A 19,755-nucleotide genomic window follows, 5' to 3' on the forward strand; every position below is an offset into this window, starting at 1 on the left:
GCGGCGCTCAGGCCTCGAACCGGTATCCCAGCCCGCGCACCGTCAGCAGCATGACCGGCTCGCTCGGGTTGCGCTCGATGCGGGACCGGATCCGCTTGATGTGCACGTCGAGCGTCTTCGTGTCGCCGAAGTAGTCGCTGCCCCACACCCGGTCGATGAGCTGGCCGCGGGTGAGCACCCGGCCGGCGTTGCGCATCAGCACCTCGAGCAGCTCGAACTCCTTCAGGGGCATCGGGATCGTCTCCCCGTCGACCGACACCGTGTGCCGGTCGATGTCGAGCACGACGCGGCCGCCGTCGACGATGCTGTCGTCCAGGCCGAGATCGGGCCCCTCGCTGCGGCGCAGGACGGCGCGCATGCGCGCGAGGAGCTCGCGCGACGAGTACGGCTTGGTGACGTAGTCGTCGGCGCCCAGCTCCAGGCCGACGACGATGTCCACCTCGGAGTCCTTCGCGGTCAGCATGATGATGGGCACCTTCGAGCTCGTCCGCACCACGCGGCACACCTCGGTGCCCGGCATCCCGGGGAGCATGAGGTCGAGCAGGATGATGTCCGCCCCGCGCGCCGCGAACGCCTCGAGGGCGGCGGGGCCGTCCTCGGCGATCTCCACCTCGAAGCCCTCCCGACGCAGCAGGTAGGCGAGCGGGTCGGCCAGGTCGGGCTCATCCTCGACGATCAGGACGCGGGTCATCGCTTCTTGTCTCCTTTCGCCCGCGAGACGTGGCGGGCGGCTTTCTTCTTGCGTTTCTTCTTGACCGGGAGGTCGTCGGGCGGAGCGACCGCGGGAAGGCGGACCGTGAAGGTCGAACCCCGACCGGGACGCGACCAGACCTCGACCTCGCCGCCGTGTCGCTGCACGGCGTGCTTCACGATCGACAGGCCCAGCCCCGTGCCGCCCGTGCGGCGGGAACGGGCCTGATCGGCGCGGTAGAAGCGCTCGAAGACGCGCTCCTGCTCGTCTTCGGGGATGCCGATGCCACGGTCGGTGACCGCGATCTCCACGATCTCCCCGTCGGTCTTGACGCCGACACCCACCTGGCCGCCCTGCGGGGAGTACGCGATGGCGTTGGCCACGAGATTGGCGATCGCCTCGGTGAGCACCTGCACGTCGCCGCGCACGTAGGCGTGACGCGCACCGCCGCGGGCGACGGAGATCGCAGCGGAGTCGGCGGCGACGGACTGCGACTCGATGGCGGCGGCGACCACCTCGTCGACCGAGACGTCGCGCAGCTCGGTGAGGTCATCGGCGGACTGCAGCCGCGACAGGTTCATGATCCGCGAGGTCAGCTGGCTCAACCGCGCCGCCTCCGCGCTCAGACGGCCGGCGAAGTGGCGCACCTGGTCCGGGTCGTCGGCGGCCGACTCGACGGCCTCCGCGAGCAGGCTGACCGCGCCGACCGGCGTCTTCAGCTCGTGACTGGTGTTGGCCACGAAGTCGCGGCGCATCTCCTCGACGCGCTCGCGCTCGGTGATGTCGCGGATGACGATGAGGATCAGGCGCGGGGTGATCACGCTCGCCCGCGCCGACACCAGACGCGGCTCGACCCCGCGGCGCAGCCGCATCGTCTGCGTCTCGGGCATCTCGCTGCGCCGTACCGACCGGGCGAGCGCGCGCAGGTCGTCGTCCGGCAGGGCGAAGTCCTCGTGCATGCCGAAGAGCGCGGCCGGAGCGGAGACCGCGACGATCTGCAGGGAGGTGTCGACGACGACCGCGACCTCGTCCATCCCCTGCAGGACGGCGGCGGTGCCGTCGGGCAGCGCCGTCGACGCGGCCACGCGCGCACGGTCGCGCGCACGCAGCGCGATGAGCACGAGCGTCGCCACACCGCCGCCGAGAACGAGGCCGAGGATCAGGGCGATCACCGGCTGCAGGGAGTCCATGCCTCCCAGCGTAGGGTGGACGGACACCGCAGATTCACGTTGCGGATCACCGCCCGACACCCCGGCCGCAACGTTCATCGCTGCGGCACCGATCGTTAACCTTGGCCCGCGATGATCGCCGGGTCAGCGGAAGGCACCGTGCCTGCCCGCCGGAAGAGAGGCACCCTGATGCGCGAAGTTTTCCACCAGTCGCTCGAGGACGTGCAGTCGCGTCTCGTGGAGATCGCCGAACTCGTCACGGAGGCCATCGACAAGGCCACGCGCGCCTTCGGCACGAGCGACGTCGCTCTCGCGGAGGAGGTCATCGAGGCCGATCAGGTCATCGATGAGAAGGCGGTCGCCCTCGACGAGCTCGCCATCCAGATCCTCGCGCGCCAGCAGCCGGTCGCCCGCGATCTGCGCATCGTCGTGGCGGCGCTGCGCGTGTCGGCCTCCCTCGAGCGCATGGGCGACATCGCCGAGCACATCGCCCAGCTCACCCGGATGCGCTTCCCGGAGCGCGCGATCCCGAAGGGCCTCAAGGGCACGTTCACCAAGATGGGCGAGCTCGACGTCGAGGTCGCGCAGACGCTCACCGAGCTGCTGCGCACCGAGGACCTCTCCTTCGTCGAGACGCTGCGCACGCTGGACGACAAGGTCGACGACCACCACCTCTCCGTGTTCGAGAAGGTGCTCAGCGAGAACTGGCAGGGCGAGGCCGGCGCGACCGTCGACGCGACCCTGGCCAGCCGCTACCTGGAGCGTTTCGCCGATCACGCCGTCTCGGTCGCCAAGAAGGTCGCCTACCTCGCGACCGGGGACTGGACGCCGGACACCGACACCATCGCGGTCATCATCGCCGAGGGCGAGGCGCTCGACGACGTCGAGTGAGGCTCCGCCCCGCCGGGGCGCACACGAAGAGGGGGGATGCCGGTCGGCATCCCCCCTCTTCGTCGTTGCGCTCGCGCGCCGCGCTCAGCCCTTGCCCTGGCTCGCGACGGCAGCGGCACCGGCGGCCGCGGCCTCGGGGTCGAGGTACTCCCCCGGTGCGACGGGCATGAGGTCTGCGCCGAGGCGGTACACCAGCGGGATGCCGGTCGGGATGTTGAGCTCGGCGATGTCGGCGTCGCTGATGCCGTCGAGGTGCTTGACCAGGCCGCGCAGCGAGTTGCCGTGTGCCGTGACGAGCACGGTCTTACCGGCCTTCAGGTCGGGGACGATCTCGTTCTCCCAGTACGGGAGCAGACGGTCGATGACGATCTTCAGCGACTCGGTGCGCGGCACGTCGCCGTCGATGCCGGCGTAGCGCGGGTCTCCGACCTGGCTGTAGGGCGAGTCGTCGGCGAGCTCCGGCGGCGGCACGTCGAACGAGCGGCGCCACAGCATGAACTGCTCCTCGCCGAACTCCTCGAGCGTCTGCGCCTTGTCCTTGCCCTGCAGGTCGCCGTAGTGACGCTCGTTGAGGCGCCACGAGCGCTTCACGGGGATCCACAGACGGTCGGCGGTGTCGAGGGCGATGTTCGCGGTCTGGATGGCCCGGCTCAGCAGCGAGGTGTGCAGCACGTCGGGCAGGATGCCGGACTCCTTGAGCAGCTCACCACCGCGCGCGGCCTCGCCGCGACCCTGCTCGGTGAGGCGGACGTCCACCCATCCGGTGAACTGGTTGGTCTTGTTCCACTCGCTCTGCCCGTGGCGGAGGAGGATCAGCGTGTACGGCGCGGTCATGCTCGTCATCCTACCGGCGCGGGCGCTGGCATCATGGGGGGATGCCGCCGGAGAAAGCCCCCGCCCGCGGCGTCGTCGGTCAGATCACGCGAGGCACGACCAACACCAACCGGCTGCGCCGCATCGACCGCTGGATCGCGCGGCATCCGGTGCTGCGCCGCGCCGCGGATCCGTTCGTCGTCGACCTGGGCTACGGGGCGAGCGCCGTGACGGTGCTGGAGCTCGAGCAGCGGCTGCGGCGCGTGCGTCCCGATGTCGACGTGCTCGGACTGGAGATCGATCCCGGCCGCGTCGAACGGGCGCGCGCCCAACTCGACGGCGTGCGCGCGGGCCGCGCCCCGTTCGCCCCCGACGCGCGGGTCGCGTTCGCCCGTGGCGGGTTCGAGGTGCCCGCGCCGCACGATCGGCGTCCCGCCGTGCTGCGGGCGTTCAACGTGCTGCGGCAGTACGACGAGACCGACGTGCCGGCGGCCTGGTCGCGCATGGCGCGACGACTTCAGCCCGACGGCATCCTCGTGGAAGGCACGTGCGACGAGCAGGGGCGGGTGTGCACCTGGCTCGAGATCGGCGCCGACGCCGTGCCGCGCACCCTGACGCTGTCGCTGCGCCTGTCCGCGCTCGAAGCGCCCGCGATCGCCGCCGAGCGGCTGCCGAAGGCCCTCATCCACCACAACGTCCCGGGCGAGCCCGTGCACGGCTTCCTGCGGGCGCTCGACGAGGAGTGGACGCGCGCCGTCGCGACCGCGTCGTTCGGTCCCGTCCATCGGTGGCGCACCGCCCTGCTCGCGCTGCACGGCGCCGGCTGGCCCGTCGGCGGACGCGCACGCTGGCGCCTCGGCGAGGTCACCGTGCCGTGGACGCTGGTCGCCCCGGCCTCCTGACCGACCGCTCGGCGATCCCGCTCAGACCCGCGGGATGGCGGCACGCGCCTCGTCCGCGGGCATGCCCGCCGCGGTCATGAGGTCGACGGCGAGGGGGCGCATCGCCCCGATGAGGGTCTGGTCGACGGCCGAGCTGCGGTCCGCGAGCACCCCGGGATCGAGGCGGCCCGCGACCGCGCGGACGGCCTCCCGCGCCGCCGGCTCGTACGAGATGTCGCCGAGCGCGTCGGCGATCAGCCGCGCACCCGCGCCGAGCTCGTTGAGCAGGTCGGCGGCGATCGGCCGCGCGGTGCGGTCGTCGCACAGGTAGACGATGCGCCGCGCGATCACACGGAGGTTGCGGGTTGCGAGGTCGACGTGCACGCGCACCCGTTCCTGACGCTCGAACTCCGGACGCTGCGCACGCAGGAACGGCGAGATGCGTGCGATCTCCGAGCCCGACTCGATGCCCGCGCGCCACTGGTCGACGAGCCCCTGCAGCGCCCGCGCCTTCCTGAGCCCGCGCTCGGCCCGACCGGGGTCACCGCGCCGCAGCGCCTGCACGAGGGTCGCGAGGGCGCCGTCGAACGCCGCGAACAGCTCCGCGCCCTCCCGCGTCACGGCACGCAGCGGACTGCGCGGCAGCAGCGCCGTGACCAGCAGGGCCGTGACGCCGCCGACCACGCCGTCGATCATCCGCAGGAACGGCACGCTCACGGGGATCACCATGACGATCGCCGACTGGATCGCCGCCGCGATGGCGAAGGCCGGCTGCGGCGACAGGAAGCGGGCGATGACGAGGGATGCCGCGAGGGTGAGACCCAGCTGCCACCAGCCGATGCCGGCGACCAGCACGATGATCTCGGCGACGAGGATGCCGACGATCATGCCGATGACCGTCTCCAGCACGCGGCGCGGGCGCGCGTCGCGCACCAACCCCAGACTCGAGACGGTGACGGTGGCCGCCAGCAGCGGCGCGGCGTGGCCGAGCACGTAGTGGGCGAACGAGAAGGAGACCGTCGCCGCGACGACGATCTGGACGATCGCGGGGGCCGACGCGACGACGCGGTCCACGCCGACGCGGGGATGCCAGCGCGCGCGCCATCCGGTCGCGATCGCCGCGGTCGGCGGCGACGCGGGGGGCCGGGGCTTCCCGGACGGCTCGGGAGGGGGGACGGCGGCCACCGCGGTCAGCGACGCCGGGACAGCCGCGGCATGCGGGGCACGGCGGCCGTGCGGCCCGCGTCGGGCGGCACGATGACCTCCTGCGCGGCGGCGACGACACCGCCGTCGACGGCGACGGTGAGCTCGGCATCCGTCGGCGTCGTCCGCTTGACGTACGCGAGCGCGATCGGCCCCTCCTCGTGGTGGCGCGCGACCGAGGTGACGGCGCCCACGGCATCCTCGCCGAAGAACACCTCCGCTCCCCGTTCGGGAAGCCGCGCGTCGCTCCCGTCCAGCTGCAGCGACACCAGACGCCGGGGCGGATGCCCCAGGTTGTGCACCTTCGCGACGGTCTCCTGCCCGCGGTAGCAGCCCTTGTCCAGATGGACGGCACTGCGCAGCCAGTCGGCCTCGTGCGGCAGCGCGCGGCCGTCGGCCTCGGTGTCGGCGCGCGGACGCCAGGCGGCGACGCGCACCGCGTCGACGGCCATCCACCCGGCCACCGCCTGCGATCCGAAGGCCGCGGCGGCGGCGATGTCGGCGGCGGTGTCGACCGTGACGACGGCCTCGGACCAGTCGTAGGCGGTGCCGGGATGCGGGGTCGCGGGCGCGTAGCCCCACCCACCGACGCCGACCTCGGGCCAGGGATCGCGCCAGACGGCGAGCGCCGGAAGCGCCGCGACGGCGTCGCCGGTGCCGCCGATGACCCGCATCCGGTCGGACAGGTCGTGCAGCTCGACGCGCAGGCGGAAGCGCATGCGCGTGAGCCACGTCAGCAGCGCGTCGGCGTGCGAGCGGTCGACGATGAGCCAGGTCCGCTCACCGTCGTCGACGACGGATGCGGCGTGCTCCACGTGTCCCTGCGGATCGAGCACCAGCAGCTCGGTGCTCACGCCGGGGGCGAGCGCGGCGAGGGCCTGAGACGTGATGGAGTCCAGCCACGTGAGCCGGTCGACCCCGTCGACGGCGAGCACGACCCGGTCATCGAGGGGCGCCAGCGCACGACCCGCGATCAGATCACGCTGTTCACGGGTGGGGGCGGCGACGTGCGCCAGTCCGCGCTCGTCGACGACCGCGCCGGGAACGCGGGCGAAGGGGCTGGAGGATGCGGTGTCGTCGGTCACGGCGCGATCACTCGACCCGCGCCAGTCGCGCCGAGGCGTGCGAGGCGAGCTCTCCGCCGAGCGCGGCGATGTCCCAGGCCCACAGCAGATGGCCGTCGACGAGGCCGTACATGCGGGTCGCGGCGGTGTACGCCTTGGCGCTGGCCGGACGCACCACCGCATCCGTCGCGATGTCGATGCGCGGCCCGCGCACCTGTCCGACGTACAGCTCACTGACCCCGTCGGAGTGGACGAGCGCCACCTCGAGGTCGAATCCGCCCTCCGCGTTGCGCAGCAGCTCGACGTCGTCAGCGGTGCGCGGCGTCGCGCGCGCGACGGATGCCGGCAGCAGCGCCGGACCCGCGTCGCCGCCGTCGGCGGGCCGGGCGAGACGCCAGTAGCCGGTCTCGGCCACGAGCGGCGTGCGCGCGCCGTCGTCGGCGAGGAGCCAGGCGCTCGCGGAGTAGTTCACGTAGTCGCCGCCGTCGTGGCTGAAGCTCACGCGATGGGCGAACTCGCCGCCGAACGAGACGTCGTCGGCCTCGTAATCGATGACCCCGGTGCCCTCCCAGACGCCCAGGAGCCACGAGAGCGGGACGAGATCCGCCGGCAGGTCGGTCGGCAGGTCCAACATGGTCGTCAGCGCTGGCCGCGGTAGAGGTTCTTGATCACGACACCCGACACGAAGACGATCGCGAGCGAGGCGAGCGCGAGCAACCCGACGAAGAAGAGTTCGAGCGCAACGAGGTCCATACCCTCACTCTACCTTCACGAGAACATGCTGGAGAGTCCGAGGCCGAGGCCGATCAGCCCCATCACCACGAACGCGCCCAGCGCGCTCGCGGCCACACGGCGGAGGAAGCCCTGCGAGTGCCCCTGCACCAGTTGCACCACGAACGCGAGGATGAGGCAGGCGGCCATGCCGACCGGCATCCATGCGGCGCGCCATTCGTCGGGGGCGAGGATGCCGATCGCGATCGCGATCACGGCGCCGGCGACCCAGACCCCGACGATGCCGCCGTATCCGGCGCGGGGCGCCAATCCGGGAAGCGTCATGGGTCCATTCTCACCGACGCGCCGCGTCCGCGCACTCACCGCGTCCGCACGTGCGCACGTCGCCGCCGCGCCCGGGTTCTAAGATGGGGGCACGGTTCGGGCATCAGGACCGGAAGGGACCCCATTGGCTCAGCTGCTCGTCTTGAGTTCCGCCCCGGGCGGCAGTCCCGTCCTGCCCGCGCTCGAGCTGCTCAGTCATCGTGTGCGGCAGATCCCGGCCGAGCCCGCCCAGCTCGTGAACGCGCCGAGCTCCGATGTGATCTTCGTCGACGCGCGCACCGACCTGGTGGGCGCCAAGTCGCTGTGCAAGATCCTCAACACGACGGGGCTCGACGCCCCCCTGGTGCTCGTCGTCACCGAGGGCGGACTGACGGCCGTGTCGACCGACTGGGGCATCGACGACGTCATCCTCGTCGGCGCGGGCCCCGCCGAGGTCGACGCGCGCATCCGGCTCGCGGTGGGGCGGCAGTCGGCGGCGCAGGTGTCCAGCCGCATCCAGACCTCCGGCATCACGATCGACGAGTCGTCCTACTCGGCGAAGGTGCACGGCAAGCCGCTGGATCTCACCTACAAGGAGTTCCAGCTCCTCCACTTCTTCGCGACGCACCCCTCGCGCGTCTTCACGCGCGAGCAGCTGCTGAGCGAGGTGTGGGGATACGACTACTTCGGCGGCACGCGCACGGTCGACGTACACGTGCGGCGTCTGCGCGCCAAGCTCGGCGACCTCGAGCAGCTCATCGGCACCGTCCGCAACGTCGGGTACCGGTTCAACGTCTACGAGGACGACCAGATCCCCTCGCCCCGCGAGGCCTCCCAGGCCTGATCTCGTCGCGGGCGCACGATCGACCACGCGGTTAACGCGGCGGTCACCTGGCCCTGACATGATGAGGTAATGATCGACACCGACGTTCTGGACACCGGGCTGGGCGACGAGGACGACGACGACTTCGACGAGATGGTCGAAGACGGCGACGCGCAGCTTCCCGAGCACCGCTACATGGACCGCGAGCTCAGCTGGCTCGCGTTCAACCAGCGCGTGCTGGAGCTCGCGGAGGATCCCTCGCTGCCGGTCCTGGAGCGCGCGAACTTCCTCGCGATCTTCGCCAGCAACCTCGACGAGTTCTTCATGGTCCGCGTCGCGGGGCTCAAGCGACGCATCGTCACGGGGCTCGCCGTGCCGACCAACGTGGGCCGCGCTCCTCAGGACGTGCTCGCCGACATCTCGGATGCCGCCCACGCGCTGCAGCTGCGTCAAGCGGCCGTCTGGCTCGACATGGTGCAGCCGGCCCTGTCCGACGCCGGCATCGACGTGATCTCCTGGGACGATCTGACCGCCGCCGACCGCGACGAGCTCTCCGACTACTTCCAGTCGCAGGTGTTCCCGGTGCTCATGCCGCTGGCCGTCGACCCGGCACACCCCTTCCCGTACATCTCGGGCCTGTCACTGAACCTCGCGATCCGCATCCGCAACGCCAAGACGGGCCGTCAGGAGTTCGCGCGCCTGAAGGTTCCGCCGATGCTGCCCCGTTTCGTCGCCGTCCCCGGCGAGCCCGGGCGGGCGCGTTACCTGCCGCTGGAGCAGCTCATCGCCAACCACCTCGGCGACCTCTTCCCGGGCATGGAGATCCTCGAGCACCACACGTTCCGTCTGACGCGCAACGAGGACGTCGTGATCGAGGAGGACGAGACCGAGAACCTCATCCAAGCCCTCGAAGCGGAGCTCCTGCGCCGACGCTTCGGTCCCCCGATCCGCCTCGAGGTCACCGAGGACATGGACGACGTCACGCTCGACCTCCTGATCGCCGAGCTCGACATCACCGAGCAGGAGGTGTACCGCCTGCCGGGCCACCTCGACCTGCGGGGCCTGTTCGACCTCTCCCGCATCGATCGGCCCGAACTGCACTACCCGGCCCACGTGCCGACGACGGCGCCGGCGTTCCAGCCGCTCGAGCAGAACGGCCGTGCCGACTTCTTCGCGGCGATCCGCAAGGGCGACGTGCTCGTGCACCACCCGTACGAGTCGTTCACGACGAGCGTCGTGAGCTTCCTCGAGCAGGCGGCGCGCGACCCGCACGTGCTCGCCATCAAGCAGACGCTGTACCGCACCTCGGGCGACAGCCCGATCGTCCAGGCGCTCATCGACGCGGCCGAACGCGGCAAGCAGGTGCTCGCACTGGTCGAGGTCAAGGCGCGCTTCGACGAGGCGGCGAACATCGTCTGGGCCCGAAAGCTCGAGAAGGCCGGCGTGCACGTCGTGTACGGCCTCGTCGGGCTGAAGACGCACTGCAAGCTCCTGCACGTCATCCGCGAGGAAGACGGGATGCTGCGCAGCTACAGCCACATCGGCACCGGCAACTACAACCCGAAGACCAGCCGCATCTACGAGGACTTCGGGCTCTTCACCGCCGACGAGCAGGTGGGCCGTGACCTCACGCGCCTGTTCAACGAGCTCAGCGGCTACGCGATCGAGAAGAAGTTCAAGCGCCTGCTCGTCGCCCCGTTGCACCTGCGCAAGGGACTGCTGCGCCAGATCGAGAACGAGCGGCGCCACGCCCTCGAGGGCAAGCCGGCCCACATCCGCATCAAGGTCAACTCGATGGTCGACGAGCAGATCATCGACGCCCTGTACCGCGCCAGCCAGGCCGGGGTGCGCGTCGACGTCTGGGTGCGCGGCATCTGCTCGCTCAAGGTGGGGCTGCCCGGCGTGAGCGACAACATCACGGTCCGATCGATCCTCGGCCGCTACCTCGAGCACTCCCGCATCTTCGCGTTCGCCGGGGCCGGCGAACCGCAGGTGTTCATCGGCAGCGCCGACATGATGCACCGCAACCTCGACCGCCGCGTCGAGGCCCTGGTCCGCGTCGTGGCGCCGGCCCAGATCAAGGAGCTCGTCGACCTGTTCGATCTGGCGATGAGCGACGAGACGAGCTCCTGGCACCTCCAGGCCAGCGGCGAGTGGCAGCGACACAGCACGGATGCCGAGGGCAGGCCGCTCATCGATCTGCAGGACCGCACGATGACGCAGGTGCAGCGTCGGCGGCGGGCCCGGGCGGTGCGATGACCGACACCGCCGTCTACGCCGCCGGCGGAGTGGTCTGGCGCGTCGTCGACGGCAAGCTCCGCGTCCTCGTGATCCACCGCACGGCCTACGCCGACGTGACCATCCCGAAGGGCAAGGTCGATCCCGGCGAGAGCCTGGCCGAGACCGCCGTCCGCGAGATCTTCGAGGAGACCGGCATCCGGGTCGCGCTCGGCATCCCGGTCGGCGTCTCGCGCTACCGCATGCCCAACAAGCGGCAGAAGATCGTGCACTACTGGTCGGCGGAGGCGACGGATGCCGCGATCCGCGCGTCCGCGTTCGTGCCCAACAAGGAGATCGCCGCGATCGAGTGGCTGTCGCCGCGCAAAGCGCTCGCGAAGCTCTCGTACCCGGTCGACGTGGAGATCCTCGAGGAGTTCCTGCGCTACGTCGACGACGGTGTGCTCGCGACGTTCCCGATCGTCGTGCTGCGCCACGCCAAAGCGCTCCCCCGCGAGGACTGGGACGGTGCGGATGCGGCGCGTCCCCTCACCGCACGCGGGGCGAAGCAGGCGGCGGCCGCCGTCGGTCCGCTCCGCGCGTTCGGCGTGCGCAAGATCGTCTCGAGCGACGCGGTCCGCTGCGTCACGACCGTGACGCCGCTGGCCGCAAGCCTCGGCAAGGAGATCCACCGCACGAGTGCGCTCAGCCAGGACGCCTGGGAGGACGGCACCTCCGACGTGCGCGCCGTCATCGGCCGGCGCGTGCGCTCGCGCAAGCCCGCGGTGCTGTGCAGTCACGGACCGGTGCTTCCCGGCATCCTCTCGGAGCTCGCCCTCGCGACCGGCACCCTGCACGGGTCGTACCTGGGCAGCGCCTCGGCGCTGGACACGGGAGCGTTCTCCGTCGTGCACCTGTCGGCGACCAATCCGGGGTCCGGCATCATCGCGATCGAGACGCACGAGCCGAAGCTGTAGCCGGTGGAGGGCCTGCGTCTCGCGTGGGGTCCGGTGCCGCCCGGGCGGATCGCTCGCCGCGAGGCCGCGTGGGCGCTGCTGCGGACGCTGCTGGCGGAGGCCGGGGCGCCCGAGGTCGTGCTGACCAACCCGTGCCCCCGGTGCGGGGGTGCGCACGGCCCGGTGCAGCTCCGCGGGGCGCCCTGGTGGGCGGCGGTGACCTACGCCGGGGCGACGGCGGTCGTCGGCATCCTCCCCCGTGACGCCGCCGACGGGTTCGCCCTCGACGCCGAGCCGTTGCACGATCCGGTGCGCGAGGCGGCCGGCGGCATCCCGGGAGGGCTGCGGCGGTGGGTTCGCGCCGAGGCCGCGCTGAAGGCCGACGGCCGCGGACTGGCGGTGGATGCGGCATCCGTCGCGATCGCCGGCGACGACGGCGATCGCTGGGTCGCCCGGCTGCCGGGCACCGCGCGGGTCGTGCACGGGGCGGAGGTCGAGGGTCCCCCCGGGGTCCTCGTCTGCGCCGCCGTTCTCACCGACGCGGGACGAGTCGCCGCGGGCGCGTGACGATCGTCGGAGATTCGTGCCGAAAGCGCTCGCGGCACGCGGCCATCGGCGTCGGTGCGGTCACAACTCCGACGTTCGTCACGGGCTACCGGCGCGGGCGTAAGCGCGGCGGGTGCGGGCGCGGCGGGTGCGGGCCTACGGCCGCGGCAGCGGCGGCAGCTCCGCGCGGTCGAGCCACGGCGTGAACACGTCGTCGAGGTCGCGGCCGGCGACGCGCTCGGCGAGCGCGCGGAAGTCGTCGGTCGTCGCGAGTGCGTGCCGATACGTCTCGACCCAGTCGTGGAGCACCCGCGCGAACGCCGGAGGACCGATGCGGCACCGCAGGGCGTAGAGGGTGAGCGCGCCCCGCTTATAGACGCGGTCGTCGAACATGAGATCGGGTCCGGGGTCGCTGAGCAGCAGATCCTGCGGCAGCGCCCGCAGACGGGCGTGGTGCTTCGCCGCCTTCTCCGCCACCGTCGCCGCGCCGGACCGCTCGAACCACAGCCACTCCGCGAAGCAGGCGAAGCCCTCGTTGAGCCAGATGTCGCTCCAGCGCCCGATGCCGACACTGTTGCCGAACCACTGGTGGGCGAGCTCGTGGGCGATCAGCCGCTGCTCCTCGGGCACGAGGTGGTTGCTGCCGAAGACCGCCAGGCCCTGGGCCTCCAGCGGGATCTCGAGCTCGTCGGGCGTCACGACGAGCGTGCACGCCTCCTGCGGATACGGGCCGAAGGACTCCTCGAACAACGCGAGCATGCGCGGGACGTCCGCGAACGCCCGCGTCACCTCGCGGCGGAGTCCGGCGGGGGCGAACACCCGCACCCCGTCGCCGTCGCCGTCGTCGCGGGATCCGAGCAGGGTCTGCTCGTACGGGCCGATGTGCACCGCGACGAGGTAGGTGGCCACCGGCACGGCGGACACCGACGTGACCGTCACCCGTCCGCCGGCCGTCGCCTGCGCGGCCGGTCGTCCCGTGAGCACGGGGAGGTAGCCGGCATCCGTCGTCACCGCCAGTCGCATCGGCGCCCGCGCGTCGGGACGGTCGTTGCAGGGGAACCACGTGGGCGCCCCGGTGGGCTGCGAGGCTACGAGCGCGCCGTCCTCGAGCTCCTCCCACCCGATCGTGCCCCAGCGGGAGCGCCGCGGGGCGGGGGCTCCGGCGTAGACCACCTCGATCGAGAACCGCTCCCCGGGCTGCATGCGGTGCGGCAGCGTGACGCGGAGCTTGCGCGGACCCTGCGCGAACCGCGTGCGACGGTCGCCGTCGACGCGCACCCGCGAGGCCCGCAGCCCCACGAGGTCGATGCTGACTGCCGACACCGGTGCGGCGGCGACCGCGTTGATCGTCGCGCGCCCCTCCAGCCGGTTGGTGCGCACGCGGTAGTCGATCGCCACGTCGTAGGACTCGACGTCGAAGCCCGGATCGCCGCTCTCGGGGGCGTAGGGGTCGTGCCCGCTCACGAGGTGGACTGGTACGCGCGCACCGTGACGGCGTTCCAGGGACCGATGGGATTGCCGCTCCAGCGCGATCCCACCGGCACGGTCTCGCCGCGCATGACCAGGGATGCCGGGCCCACCGTGGCGTGGGCGCCGATACTGGCCGCCGGGAGGATGACGCTGTGGGGTCCGAGGGTCGCCCCGGCCGCGAGTTCGACGGTGTCCATGCTCATGATTCGATCATGGAAAAGGTGCGTCTGCACGACGCATCCCCGGTTCACGGTGGATCCGTCCCCGAGAGTCACCAGATCGGGCTCGGGCAGCCAGTAGCTGTCGCACCAGACGCCGCGGCCGATGCGCGAGCCGAGCGAGCGCAGCCAGACCGCGAGCGCCGGAGTGCCGGTGGCGGCCCGCGCGAACCACGGCGCGGCCACCATCTCGGTGAAGGTGTCCGACACCTCGGTGCGCCATACGAAGCTCGACCACAACGGCTGCTCGCCGGCGCGGATCGGGCCCACGATCAGCCACTTCGCGGCCGTGGACACGCCCGCGGCGACGGCGCCCGCGCACAGCAGGACGACGCCGGAGAGCAGGATCGCGACGCCGAGTCCGGCGACCTCGATGAGGGCCGCCAGCACGAAGACGACCAGCAGACCGATCGCGCAGGTGACGACGACGGGGACGAACCTGCACAGCTCCCAGAGCGTGCGCGCGACCCGCAGCCGCACGGGCGGCCGGTAGGTGCGCGACTCGTCGCCCTCCGCCGAACGCCGCCGCAGCCGGACCGCGGGCGAGCCCAGCCACGACGATCCCGGCTTGGCCTTCAGCGGCGCGGCCGACAGGACGGCGACGAGGCCGTCGCGCGGCACGCGGTGCCCCGGTGCGGCCATGCCGGAGTTGCCGAGGAACGCGCGCTTGCCGATGCGCACGGGCCCCAGCCGCATCCAGCCGCCGTGCAGCTCGTAGGAGGCGACCATCGTGTCGTCGGCGAGGAAGGCACCGTCCTCGATGCGGGTGAGGGAGGGGATCAGCAGCACGGTGGATGCTTCGACGTCACGGCCCACCCGGGCCCCGAGCAGACGCAGCCAGACCGGCGTGAACAGGCTCGAGTACAGCGGGAACAGGATGGTGCGGGCGGAGTCGAGCAGGCGCTCGATCGTCCACGCCTGCCACCCGATGCGGCTGCGGACGGGATGGACGCCCTCCCGCAGCCCGACGGACAGCAGGCGCACCGCGAGCACCACGACGGCGGCGAAGACCAGCCCCGCGACGATGACGCCCGGCACGAGCCACACCAGCGCACCGCCGAGCGCCGCCGCCAGCGACGAGGCGCCCACCATGCCGCGGGCGACGACGAGCCCGCCCGCCGCGAAGGCGACCAGCGGCAGCAGGGCAAGACCCAGCGCCGACGCGGCGTAGGCCCACAGCCAGCGGTTCGGCGCGGGCGCCCGCTCGACCGGCCATTGCGCCGACGTGCCGCCGACGCGCACCGCCGGCGAGCCGGCCCAGGTCTGGTCGGCGCGGACGCGGCCGAACACGGCGGAGCCCGGAGCGATCTCGGCTCGGCGGCCGATGCGCGTTCCCGGAGCGAGCGTGCTGCGCGAGCCGACGGTGGCTCCGGCGCCGATGCGGATGCCGCCGATGCGCACGACATCGCCGTCGATCCAGTACCCCGACAGGTCGACCTCGGGCTCGATGGCCGCGCCGTCCCCGATGTCGAGCATGCCGGTGATCGGCGGCAGGGCGTGCAGATCGACGCCGCTGCCGATGCGGGCACCGAGCGCCCGTGCGTAGTAGCTCACCCACGGCGCTCCGGCGAGCCCGACGGCATCCACCTGGTCGGCGATCTGCTCGGCCAGCCAGAGTCGGATGTGCACCCAGCCGCCGCGCGGGTAGTCGCCGGGGCGGACGCCGGCGAGCAGCAGGCGGGCGGATGCCGCGGCGATCGCCATGCGGCCGAACGGCGTCGCGAAGAGGACGAGGCCGACCACCAGCAGCCACAGCGGCGCATCGGGCAGGACGTCGAAGCCGGGGACCAGCTGCAGCAGGGCCGCAGCGGTGAGCAGGTACAGCATCCATCGGATGCCGGAGAGGATGAACAGCGGGACGGCGAGCACGGTCTGCGCCCACTGCGCGCGCCGCGGCGTGGGCTCGGGGCGGTGGAACGTGGTCGACGCCTCCTCCTGCAGGCCCGATCCGAGCGCCTTCGCCATCGCCCCGAGACGGGGCACGTCGTAGATGTCGGCGACCGAGAACTCCGGCACACGCGTGCGCAGCCGCGACACGAGCTGCGCCGCGGCGAGCGAACCGCCGCCCAGGTCGAAGAAGTCCGCCTTCCGATCGACGACCGGCATCCCGAGGACGGCGAGCCACTGCTGCGCGAGCCAGGCCTCGCCCGGGGAGAGGTCGGAGGCGGGCAGCTCGACGTTCGGCAGCGGCCACGGCAGCGCGGCACGGTCGACCTTGCCGGAGGTGCGCACCGGCAGCTCGTCGACCACCGCGAGGAGCGGGACCATGGGCGCGGGCAGACGTGCGGCGAGGTCGGCGCGCGCCGCCAGGCGGTCGAAGTCGGGCGGCGCCGCGAGGTAGCCGACGAGCACGGGGACCCCGGCCTCGGTCGTGCGCACGGCGGCCGCGGCGCCGGTGACACCGGGCAGGTCCTGCAGCGCCGCCTCGACCTCGCCGAGCTCGATGCGACGGCCGCCGACCTTCACCTGGTCGTCGGCGCGCCCCTGGAAGACGAGGCCTTCGGACTCGTAACGGACGAGGTCGCCGGAGCGGTAGGCGCGGTCCCATCCGAGCGTCGGCAGGGGGGCGTACTTCTCGGCATCCTTGGCGGGGTCGAGGTAGCGCGCGAGACCGACGCCGCCGATGATGAGCTCACCGACACCGCCCTCGGCGACCGGCTGCCCGTCGGCGTCGACGACCGCGAGCTTCCACCCGTCCAGCGGCAGGCCGATGCGCACCGGCACCGAGCCGTCGAGAGGCGCCGCACACGCGACGACCGTCGCCTCGGTGGGGCCGTAGGTGTTCCACACCTCCCGGCCGTCGGCGACGAGGCGCGCGGCCAGCTCGGGCGGGCAGGCCTCGCCGCCGAAGATGAGCAGACGCACGTTCTCGATCGCATCGGCCGGCCACATCGCGGCGAGGGTCGGCACCGTGGAGACCACCGTGATGCCCTGCCGCAGCAGCCACGGCGCGAGATCCTCCCCCGAGCGCACGAGCGACCGCGGCGCCGGCACCAGGCACGCACCGTGACGCCACGCCAGCCACATCTCCTCGCACGACGCGTCGAAGGCCACCGACAGCCCGGCCAGCACGCGGTCCTGCGGCCCGAGCGGCGCATCGGGCACGAACAGGCGCGCCTCGGCATCCACGAACGCGGCCGCGGAGCGGTGACTGACCGCGACGCCCTTGGGCACGCCCGTCGACCCCGACGTGAAGATGACCCAGGCGTCGTCGTCGACGCTCGGCGGCGGCACGGCGATGATCGCCTGCGTCGCCGGGTGCGGCGCCGCCCCGTCGAACAGGCCGCGGCCGACGGCCGTGTCGCCGGATGCCGGGGAGTACTCCCCCGCTCCCGAGACGACGCCGCTCACGCCGGCCTCCCCGAAGACGAGCTGGGCGCGCTCGTCGGGGTCGTCCGCGTCGACGGGCACGTAGGCGGCGCCCGCGGCGATGATCCCCAGGATCGCGATGTAGAGCTCCTTCGACCCCGACGGCATCCGTACGCCCACGCGGTCGCCGCGGCGCACCCCCGCGTCGTGCAGACGGGCGGCCGTCGCCCCGACCCGCGCCATCAGCTCGCGGTAGCTCAGCGCACCCGAGCCGTCATCGATCGCGGACGCCTCGGGGAAGGCGAGCGTGGTCGCCCGGAGGACGTCCAGAAGGGTCCGGGCCGGCGGCGCGGCGGCCGACCGGTCCAGTGCCGTCTGCGCAGAGCCCGTCACGTCAGGAGAGCAGATCGATCAGCTGCGCCTTGGTCAGACGCGAGTACCCGGAGCGGCCGTCGGTGCGGGCGCGATCGCGCAGCTGCGCGACCGTGAGCGCCGCGAGCTCCGACGCCGGTCCGCCCGGCTCCGCGTCGGCGTCCGCGGGGGTGTTCGCGGCGGCGGTGGCGCCCGGAGCGGCCAGCTCGGACGCGAGTGCGTCGGATGCCGCGACGGCCTCGGCATCCGCGCGCGCCGCGGCCCGCTCCGCACGGCGGGCAGCCTTCTTCAGTGCCTTGGCCTCCGCGGCCTCGGCGGCAGCCCGGGCGGCGGCCCGCTCGGCCTCCGCCGCGCTCTGGCGGGCTTCGGCGCGAAGCCGCGCCTTGCGGTCGGCCGCCGAGACGGCCTTCGCGACCGCGCGATCCAGCCGGCGCACGGCGCGTTCGGCCTCGCGGGTCACGGCGCGCGGTTTGCGGCGCAGACGCTTCTTCGACACGTCCGCGGCGTCGCGCGCCTCCTCGATGTACTCCTCCAGGCCGGCGGCGAGCTTCTTGGGAAGGCTCTTCGCCGTCTTGGCCGCTGTCTTCGCTGCCGCGGATGCATCGGTGACGGCGTCGCGCGCCGCGCGCTCGGAGGTGGTCTTGGTGCCCATGGCGCTCATCGTAGGCGTGCCAGGTGAACCGTCGGAGAACCGGTTCCGCGCCGCGACGGCGGGAGCACGCGATCGCACGGCATCGTTAACCCGTCGTTCACCTCCACAGCGCCGGCCGGTAAGAGTCGCTGTCTAGCGTCGGGGCGTGCCCTGCACCGGGCCGCATCTCCCGAACAACGTGAAGGATTCACAGTGAAGCTCACCCGTATCTCCCAGCTGGGCGCTCTCGCGGCCGTCGCCGCCCTCGCCCTGACGGGCTGCGCGTCGTCCGGCGGCAACACGCCGGCCGAGAGCGCGAGCCCGACGGCGACCAGCTCGGACGTCGCCTTCCAGATCGACCCGAACCTGAGCGGCACGATCACCGCCGGCGGCTCGAGCGCTCAGTCCAACGCGCAGCAGGCCTGGACGACCGCCTACAACGCGACCGCCAAGAACGTGACGATCAACTACGACAAGTCGCAGGGCTCCGGCGGCGGCGTCACCAACTTCCTGAGCGGCGCGTACGACTTCGCCGGCTCCGACTCGCCGCTGAACGCCGACCAGACGGCGCAGTCGAAGGCGCTGTGCACCGAGGGCGGGATCAACATCCCGATCTACCTCGACGGCGTCGCGATCATCTTCAACATCCCCGGCGTCACCAAGCTGCAGCTGAGCGGCGAGACGATCGCGAAGATCTTCGCCCTCCAGATCACCGACTGGTCCGACCCGGCCATCACGAAGGACAACGGCACCGCTCTGGCCGCCGGCGCGATCACCACGGTCGCCCGCTCGGACGGCTCCGGCACGACCCAGAACTTCACCAACTACCTCGCCGCGACCCAGTCGTCGGTGTGGACCTTCCCCGCGGGCAAGGACTGGCCGGTCGAGGGCAACGTCTCGAAGCAGAAGGGCGGCTCCGGCGTCGTCGAGGCCGTCAAGGCGGGCTCGGGCACCATCGGCTACGCCGACCACTCCGCGATCGGCACGCTGAACGCCGCCTCGATCGTCACCGACGGCACCGCGGTCGCGTACAGCGGCGAGGCCGTCTCGAAGACCTTCGAGGCCGCCGCGGTCGACAACTCCAACGGCGTCGCCGGCGACCTGTCGAAGAAGTTCGACTACAGCAAGCTGACCCCGGAGTCGTACCCGATCCCGCTGGTCTCGTACGCTGTCGTCTGCTCCACCTTCAAGGACGCCGCGCAGGCGGAGCTCGTGAAGTCGTACCTCGGCTTCGTCACCAGCTCGCTCGGCCAGTCGGTCGCGGAGAAGAACGCCGGATCGGCGCCGCTTCCCGAGTCGGTGCTGGCCGACGCCGCGAAGACGCTCGCGGCGATCAAGTAACACCTCGTCCCGGTCCGGTCTGCGCGGCTCACGCTGCGCAGACCGGACCTGGCTGAGCAGGGTCGTCGATCCCCGGATCGACGGTCCTGCTGAGCCGGACAGCACAGCCCGACTCTGCGATCTTC

17 protein-coding genes are annotated in these 19,755 nt (G+C 72.3%); 7 read left to right on the forward strand and 10 right to left on the reverse strand.

The features are described 5' to 3' along the window. Positions 1-7 precede the first annotated feature (7 nt). Both AC6CQV_RS09735 and AC6CQV_RS09740 read right to left on the reverse strand, forming a co-directional pair. Positions 8-691 carry a response regulator gene (locus tag AC6CQV_RS09735; RefSeq protein ID WP_060959909.1) on the reverse strand — a complete coding sequence of 228 codons (684 nt, stop codon included), beginning with the start codon at positions 689-691 and terminating at the stop codon, positions 8-10. Then, positions 688-1,881 carry a sensor histidine kinase gene (locus AC6CQV_RS09740; RefSeq protein ID WP_498259349.1) on the reverse strand — a complete coding sequence of 398 codons (1,194 nt, stop codon included), beginning with the start codon at positions 1,879-1,881 and terminating at the stop codon, positions 688-690. Before AC6CQV_RS09740 ends, AC6CQV_RS09735 begins: the two co-directional genes overlap by 4 nt. 168 nt (positions 1,882-2,049) lie before the next feature. On the opposite strand from AC6CQV_RS09740, the gene phoU reads away from it, so the two are divergent. Next, entirely contained in the window at positions 2,050-2,751 is a 702-nt protein-coding gene (gene phoU, locus AC6CQV_RS09745) for a phosphate signaling complex protein PhoU (RefSeq protein ID WP_060959911.1), read from the forward strand. Positions 2,752-2,835: 84 nt separating this feature from the next. On the opposite strand, the gene AC6CQV_RS09750 is transcribed toward phoU, so the two are convergent. Next, entirely contained in the window at positions 2,836-3,585 is a 750-nt protein-coding gene (locus AC6CQV_RS09750; protein WP_492491069.1) for a phosphoglyceromutase, read from the reverse strand. Between the two features lie 41 nt (positions 3,586-3,626). Between AC6CQV_RS09750 and AC6CQV_RS09755 the strand changes: the two genes are divergently transcribed. Continuing rightward, a complete protein-coding gene (locus AC6CQV_RS09755) occupies positions 3,627-4,466 on the forward strand; it encodes a class I SAM-dependent methyltransferase (RefSeq protein WP_492491068.1) in 840 nt (279 codons plus the stop codon). A gap of 21 nt (positions 4,467-4,487) precedes the next feature. Here AC6CQV_RS09755 and AC6CQV_RS09760 read toward each other — a convergent pair whose 3' ends face one another. The 4 genes from AC6CQV_RS09760 to AC6CQV_RS09775 all read right to left on the reverse strand — a co-directional run bounded on the left by AC6CQV_RS09760 (position 4,488) and on the right by AC6CQV_RS09775 (position 7,768). Continuing rightward, positions 4,488-5,630 (reverse strand): FUSC family protein, encoded by a 1,143-nt coding sequence (locus tag AC6CQV_RS09760; RefSeq protein WP_498259350.1) that lies wholly within the window; start codon positions 5,628-5,630, stop codon positions 4,488-4,490. A 5-nt stretch (positions 5,631-5,635) separates the two neighbouring features. After that, positions 5,636-6,733 (reverse strand): CAF17-like 4Fe-4S cluster assembly/insertion protein YgfZ, encoded by a 1,098-nt coding sequence (gene ygfZ / locus AC6CQV_RS09765; RefSeq protein ID WP_498259351.1) that lies wholly within the window; start codon positions 6,731-6,733, stop codon positions 5,636-5,638. Positions 6,734-6,740: 7 nt separating this feature from the next. Further along, positions 6,741-7,346 (reverse strand): nitrobindin family protein, encoded by a 606-nt coding sequence (locus tag AC6CQV_RS09770; RefSeq protein ID WP_061782263.1) that lies wholly within the window; start codon positions 7,344-7,346, stop codon positions 6,741-6,743. 134 nt (positions 7,347-7,480) lie between these two features. Next, on the reverse strand, positions 7,481-7,768 hold the full coding sequence (locus AC6CQV_RS09775) for a hypothetical protein (RefSeq protein WP_061782262.1): 288 nt from the start codon (positions 7,766-7,768) through the stop codon (positions 7,481-7,483). Positions 7,769-7,892: 124 nt separating this feature from the next. On the opposite strand from AC6CQV_RS09775, the gene AC6CQV_RS09780 reads away from it, so the two are divergent. The 4 genes from AC6CQV_RS09780 to AC6CQV_RS09795 all read left to right on the forward strand — a co-directional run bounded on the left by AC6CQV_RS09780 (position 7,893) and on the right by AC6CQV_RS09795 (position 12,310). Next, the gene (locus AC6CQV_RS09780; RefSeq protein WP_060959915.1) at positions 7,893-8,591 is read left to right on the forward strand and encodes a response regulator transcription factor; all 699 of its coding nucleotides are present in this window, start codon (positions 7,893-7,895) and stop codon (positions 8,589-8,591) included. Between the two features lie 69 nt (positions 8,592-8,660). Continuing rightward, complete coding sequence (locus AC6CQV_RS09785; protein WP_498259352.1) at positions 8,661-10,829, forward strand: RNA degradosome polyphosphate kinase; 2,169 nt, start codon at positions 8,661-8,663, stop codon at positions 10,827-10,829. After that, on the forward strand, positions 10,826-11,764 hold the full coding sequence (locus tag AC6CQV_RS09790) for an NUDIX hydrolase (RefSeq protein ID WP_060959917.1): 939 nt from the start codon (positions 10,826-10,828) through the stop codon (positions 11,762-11,764). The genes AC6CQV_RS09785 and AC6CQV_RS09790 overlap by 4 nt, the downstream gene beginning before the upstream one ends. A gap of 3 nt (positions 11,765-11,767) precedes the next feature. Further along, positions 11,768-12,310, forward strand: a complete 543-nt coding sequence (locus tag AC6CQV_RS09795; RefSeq protein ID WP_234057950.1) for a 4'-phosphopantetheinyl transferase family protein — start codon at positions 11,768-11,770, stop codon at positions 12,308-12,310. Positions 12,311-12,445: 135 nt separating this feature from the next. Here the strand turns inward: AC6CQV_RS09795 and AC6CQV_RS09800 are convergent, their stop codons facing one another. From AC6CQV_RS09800 to AC6CQV_RS09810, 3 genes are read right to left on the reverse strand one after another with little or no spacing between them, the layout of a single operon-like run. Beyond that, entirely contained in the window at positions 12,446-13,753 is a 1,308-nt protein-coding gene (locus AC6CQV_RS09800) for a M1 family metallopeptidase (RefSeq protein WP_498259353.1), read from the reverse strand. After that, positions 13,750-17,679, reverse strand: a complete 3,930-nt coding sequence (locus AC6CQV_RS09805) for a Pls/PosA family non-ribosomal peptide synthetase (protein WP_498259354.1) — start codon at positions 17,677-17,679, stop codon at positions 13,750-13,752. Before AC6CQV_RS09805 ends, AC6CQV_RS09800 begins: the two co-directional genes overlap by 4 nt. A gap of 1 nt (position 17,680) precedes the next feature. Continuing rightward, positions 17,681-18,310 (reverse strand): hypothetical protein, encoded by a 630-nt coding sequence (locus AC6CQV_RS09810; RefSeq protein WP_498259355.1) that lies wholly within the window; start codon positions 18,308-18,310, stop codon positions 17,681-17,683. A 192-nt stretch (positions 18,311-18,502) separates the two neighbouring features. Between AC6CQV_RS09810 and AC6CQV_RS09815 the strand changes: the two genes are divergently transcribed. Beyond that, complete coding sequence (locus AC6CQV_RS09815) at positions 18,503-19,630, forward strand: phosphate ABC transporter substrate-binding protein PstS (protein ID WP_060960444.1); 1,128 nt, start codon at positions 18,503-18,505, stop codon at positions 19,628-19,630. The last annotated feature ends 125 nt before the right edge of the window (positions 19,631-19,755 follow it).

Source organism: Microbacterium sp. EG9 (assembly GCF_059759475.1).